Genomic DNA, 3,935 nt, shown 5'->3' on the forward strand with positions numbered 1-3,935 from the left:
TGCGCGTGCATCCACGCATGGCGTGGATCCACCGGCTGCGCGTGCATCCACCGGAGGGAGGCGCTGATTGCAGTAGAGCCACGCCATGCGTGGCTGCCGTGCGCGATCCCGCCCCTACCCCAGCCAGGCCAGGATCTGCCGGGCCAGCGGCGCCAGGCACAACAACGCCGCCAACGGCGCCAGCACGCGGATCATCGCCACCCGACGCGGTGGCATCTGTGGGTACGGGCGCAGCAGGCCCAGGCACAGCACCGCCAGCACCGGCAGCGCGCCGAAGCCCGGTGGCAGCACCTCGCGCTCAGGCAGCCACGGCACCAGCAGCATGGCCAGCGCCGCCGCCCCGAAGGCCAGCGTCACCCGGCCCGGATCGCGATCATCAGGACCGCCACCCGATCGCCGCCACAGCGCCGGCAGCAGGTCCATCATCATCAGCAGCACCACCACCTGCAGCGCCACCAGCCCGGCCCAGCCCGCCAGCGGCAGCAGCGGCAACATCCACTGCAGGTGCGGCACGCCCTGCACGGCCACCGACAGCGGCCGCGTGCTGTCCAGCGCGGCGAACTCCACCAGGCCCGACTGCAGCGCCGCCAGGCCCATCAGCATCAGCATCGCGACCAGGACCGCGCCGCCGCCCACCCGGGTCAGCTGCCGATGGGGCTGTTGCACCCTTGGGGCCATGCCCAGCAGCAGCCCGGCGCTGGCAAATACCCCCAGCAGGGGCACGGCCGCGGCCACCACGCCGCCCAGCCCGAACCGCTGTGGCCCGGTCGATGACGGCATCCACGGCACCCAGTTGCCGTAGTGCACGTAGCGTGCGGCCAGCAGGACCAGCAGCAGGCCCACGCCCAACTTCACGCCCAGCAGCACGCAGGCCAGCCGTACCGCCCGGCGCGGGCGCAGCATGGCCGCCACGCCCACCGGCAACAGCCCCAGCGCCGCTGCCAGCGGCATCGGCAGCCAGCGCTGCGGCGGCTGGCCGAGCGCACTGACGGTCGCGTACAGGTGGTGGGCACCCGACTGCGCGGCGCCGGCCAGGGTGGCCAGCAGATCCAGCAGCAGCAGGCCCAGCAGGACGGCTGCAGGCCGCGGCCCGCACACGTCCAGCAGCGCTGCCGGCAGCCCGGCCCCACCGGGCATGCGGCGCATCACTTCGCGCAGGCAGAACAGCAGCGGCGCCGTACCTGCGGCGGCCAGCAGCAGGCTCAGGACGATGGCCGGCCCAGCCCGTGCCGCGGTGTTCTGCCCGACCAGCGCGATCACGCTGCCACCGATCAGCAGGGTCAGCGCCAGCACCAGCAGCTGGTCGCTGCCCAACCGGTCGAATGCCGCGCGTCCGCTGCCCGGATCAGCACCGCTGTCGTCCTTCATCACAAGCTCCCTTGATGCCGCCCAAGCGTGGTCGACATCAGGCTGGCAGCCCGGACAACGAGACGAAATCAGAATCGGCCGAACGTGTGCTGCGTTGTGATGGCACGCACGCGAGGCAGCGCCTGACGGCCCGGCTACGACAGTGCGGACGTCATCAAGCGGGCTTGAAATTGTTGAACGCGACAGTGCCTGTGCGGCACCCTGCCCTCGCCTCAGCCGCGTGGCGGCGGCAGGTGCGGGGCGACCAGCGCGAGCGTGCGCTGCAGGGCGCCACGCCCGTTGCTCACCAGGGTGCAGCCGGCCCGCGCCATGTCCTCGCGGGCCTGCGCATCATCAAGCAGGTGTTGCAGCAGGTCGCCCACCGCCTGCACGTCCTCGCCGATCAGCAGCGCCCCGGCCTCGCGCATGCGCCGGGAAATCTCGGCGAAGTTGTGCAGGTGCGGGCCGGTGACCGCAGCCGTGCCCATCGCCGCCGGTTCCAGCAGGTTGTGCCCGCCGATGGCCTGCAGGCTGCCGCCGACGAAGGCGACCTGCGCGCAGCCGTAGAACGGCATCAGTTCGCCCAGCGTGTCGATGATGAACACCTCGGTGCTGGCCCCTGGCCACTGCTGTGCACGGCGCGTGGCCACGCTCCAGCCCTGCTCGCGGGCCAGCGCTTCGACCTTGGGGAAGCGCTCGGGATGGCGCGGCGCCCACAGCAGCAGCAGGTCCGGATGGCGCTCGCGCAGGCGCCGGTGCAGGTCGATCACCGCCTGCTCTTCGCCATCGTGGGTGCTGGCCGCGATCCACACCGGCCGCGTGGCCGGCACCTTCGCGTGGAACTGGGCCACGAACGGCCGCACGTCCGGCGTGGTGATGTCGAACTTCAGGTTGCCCAGCGCCTGCACCTGCTCCGGCGCTGCGCCCAGCTGCATGAAGCGCGCGGCATCGTCATCCGACTGTGCGGCCACGCAGGTGACCGTGCGCAGCGCGCGGCGGATGAGGGCGGCCAGCACCCGGTAGCCACGCAGCGAACGGGCCGACAGGCGGGCGTTGAGGATGTAGACCGGGATGCGGCGGTCACGGCAGCCGAACAGCATGTTCGGCCACAGTTCGGTTTCCAGGATCAGGGCCAGGCTGGGCTGGAAGTGGCCGAGGAAGCGGTTGACGCTGCCCGGCACGTCGTACGGCAGGTAGACGTGGTCCAGCGCGTCGCCCCACAGCGCGCGCACCCGTTCCGAACCGGTCGGGGTGATGGTGGTGATGACCCAGCGGATGTCCGGGCGCTGCTCGCGCAGGGCGTTGACCAGCGGCGCGGCGGCGTTGACCTCGCCCACCGAGACCGCGTGCAGCCAGACCCGCGGCTGGCCGGTCGGCTGCGGGTAGGACGCATAGCGTTCATCCCAGCGCCGGAAGTATTCACGGACCCGGAAGCCGCGCCACACCAGGTGGTACACGGTGATCGGCAGCAGGATGTAGAGCACGGCCGAATACAGGCCGCGCAGGATCCATTCGACAGGGTCTTTACGCATGCAGCAAGGATACGGGAGCCCCCCGGGAAAGACACGCGGCGGGGTTGGTAGAATGGCGGCATGTCCGATGCCTCTACCGCCGTCCGCCCGTCCCTGGCCGATCCCCGCAACTGGCCGATGTTCGCGGCCATGTTCGCCGCGTTCGGCATCGCCCGGCTGCCCTGGATGCTGCAGCGCGCGCTCGGCCGCGGCGTCGGCTGGATCACCTGGCGCACGCTTGGCAGCCGCCGCCGTGCCGCCGAGGTCAACCTCAAGCTGTGCTTCCCCGAGAAGGACGAGGCCTGGCGTAACCGCCTGGTGCGCGACAGCTTCGACGCCCTCGGCGTGGGCATCTTCGAATGCGCGCGTTCGTGGTGGGGCAGCATCGACAGCATCCGCCCGCAGGTACAGATCGAGGGCCTGGAACACCTCAAGCAGATGCAGGCCGAAGGCCGCGGCGTGCTGCTGGTGTCGGGCCACTTCATGACCCTGGAGATGTGCGGCCGCCTGCTGTGCGACCACGTCGACCTGTCGGGCATGTACCGCAAGCACAAGAACCCGGTGTACGAGTGGGCGGTGAAGTTCGGCCGGCTGCGCTATGCCAAGGCGATGTACGCCAACGAGGATATCCGTGCCACCGTGCGCCACCTGAAGAAGGGCGGTTTCCTGTGGTACGCACCGGACCAGGACATGCGCGGCAAGGACACCGTGTTCGTGCCGTTCTTCGGCCATACCGCCGCTACCATCACCGCCACCCACCAGCTGGCGCGGATGACCGGCTGCGCGGTGATTCCCTACTTCCACCGCCGCGAGGGCGGGAAGTATTTCCTGAAGATCGGCGCGCCGCTGGAGAACTTCCCCAGCGAGGACGTGGAAGCCGATACCACGCGGGTCAACCAGGCCATCGAGCAGATGGTGCGCGAGGCCCCGGACCAGTACCTGTGGATCCACCGGCGCTTCAAGCGCCAGCCGGGCGGCCGCAGCGATTTCTACAAGTAGATCCACGCCATGCGTGGATGATGTCCAGCCGCGCCCGTCACCGCGCCATCCACGCATGGCGTGGATCTACAACAATCC

General features: G+C 70.4%; 3 protein-coding genes. 1 reads left to right on the forward strand and 2 read right to left on the reverse strand.

All coding sequences use genetic code 11. The features are described 5' to 3' along the window. Positions 1-114: 114 nt before the first annotated feature. Positions 115-1,368, reverse strand: a complete 1,254-nt coding sequence (locus tag IAE41_RS21965; protein WP_234458972.1) for an amino acid transporter — start codon at positions 1,366-1,368, stop codon at positions 115-117. A gap of 212 nt (positions 1,369-1,580) precedes the next feature. Further along, on the reverse strand, positions 1,581-2,879 hold the full coding sequence (gene waaA, locus IAE41_RS21970) for a lipid IV(A) 3-deoxy-D-manno-octulosonic acid transferase (protein WP_200734562.1): 1,299 nt from the start codon (positions 2,877-2,879) through the stop codon (positions 1,581-1,583). Between the two features lie 60 nt (positions 2,880-2,939). On the opposite strand from waaA, the gene IAE41_RS21975 reads away from it, so the two are divergent. Then, the gene (locus IAE41_RS21975; RefSeq protein WP_079223198.1) at positions 2,940-3,857 is read left to right on the forward strand and encodes an LpxL/LpxP family Kdo(2)-lipid IV(A) lauroyl/palmitoleoyl acyltransferase; all 918 of its coding nucleotides are present in this window, start codon (positions 2,940-2,942) and stop codon (positions 3,855-3,857) included. The last annotated feature ends 78 nt before the right edge of the window (positions 3,858-3,935 follow it).

Origin of the sequence: Stenotrophomonas sp. S39 (assembly GCF_016624665.1) — a bacterium.
In the GTDB taxonomy this organism is placed as follows: Bacteria; Pseudomonadota; Gammaproteobacteria; order Xanthomonadales; family Xanthomonadaceae; genus Stenotrophomonas.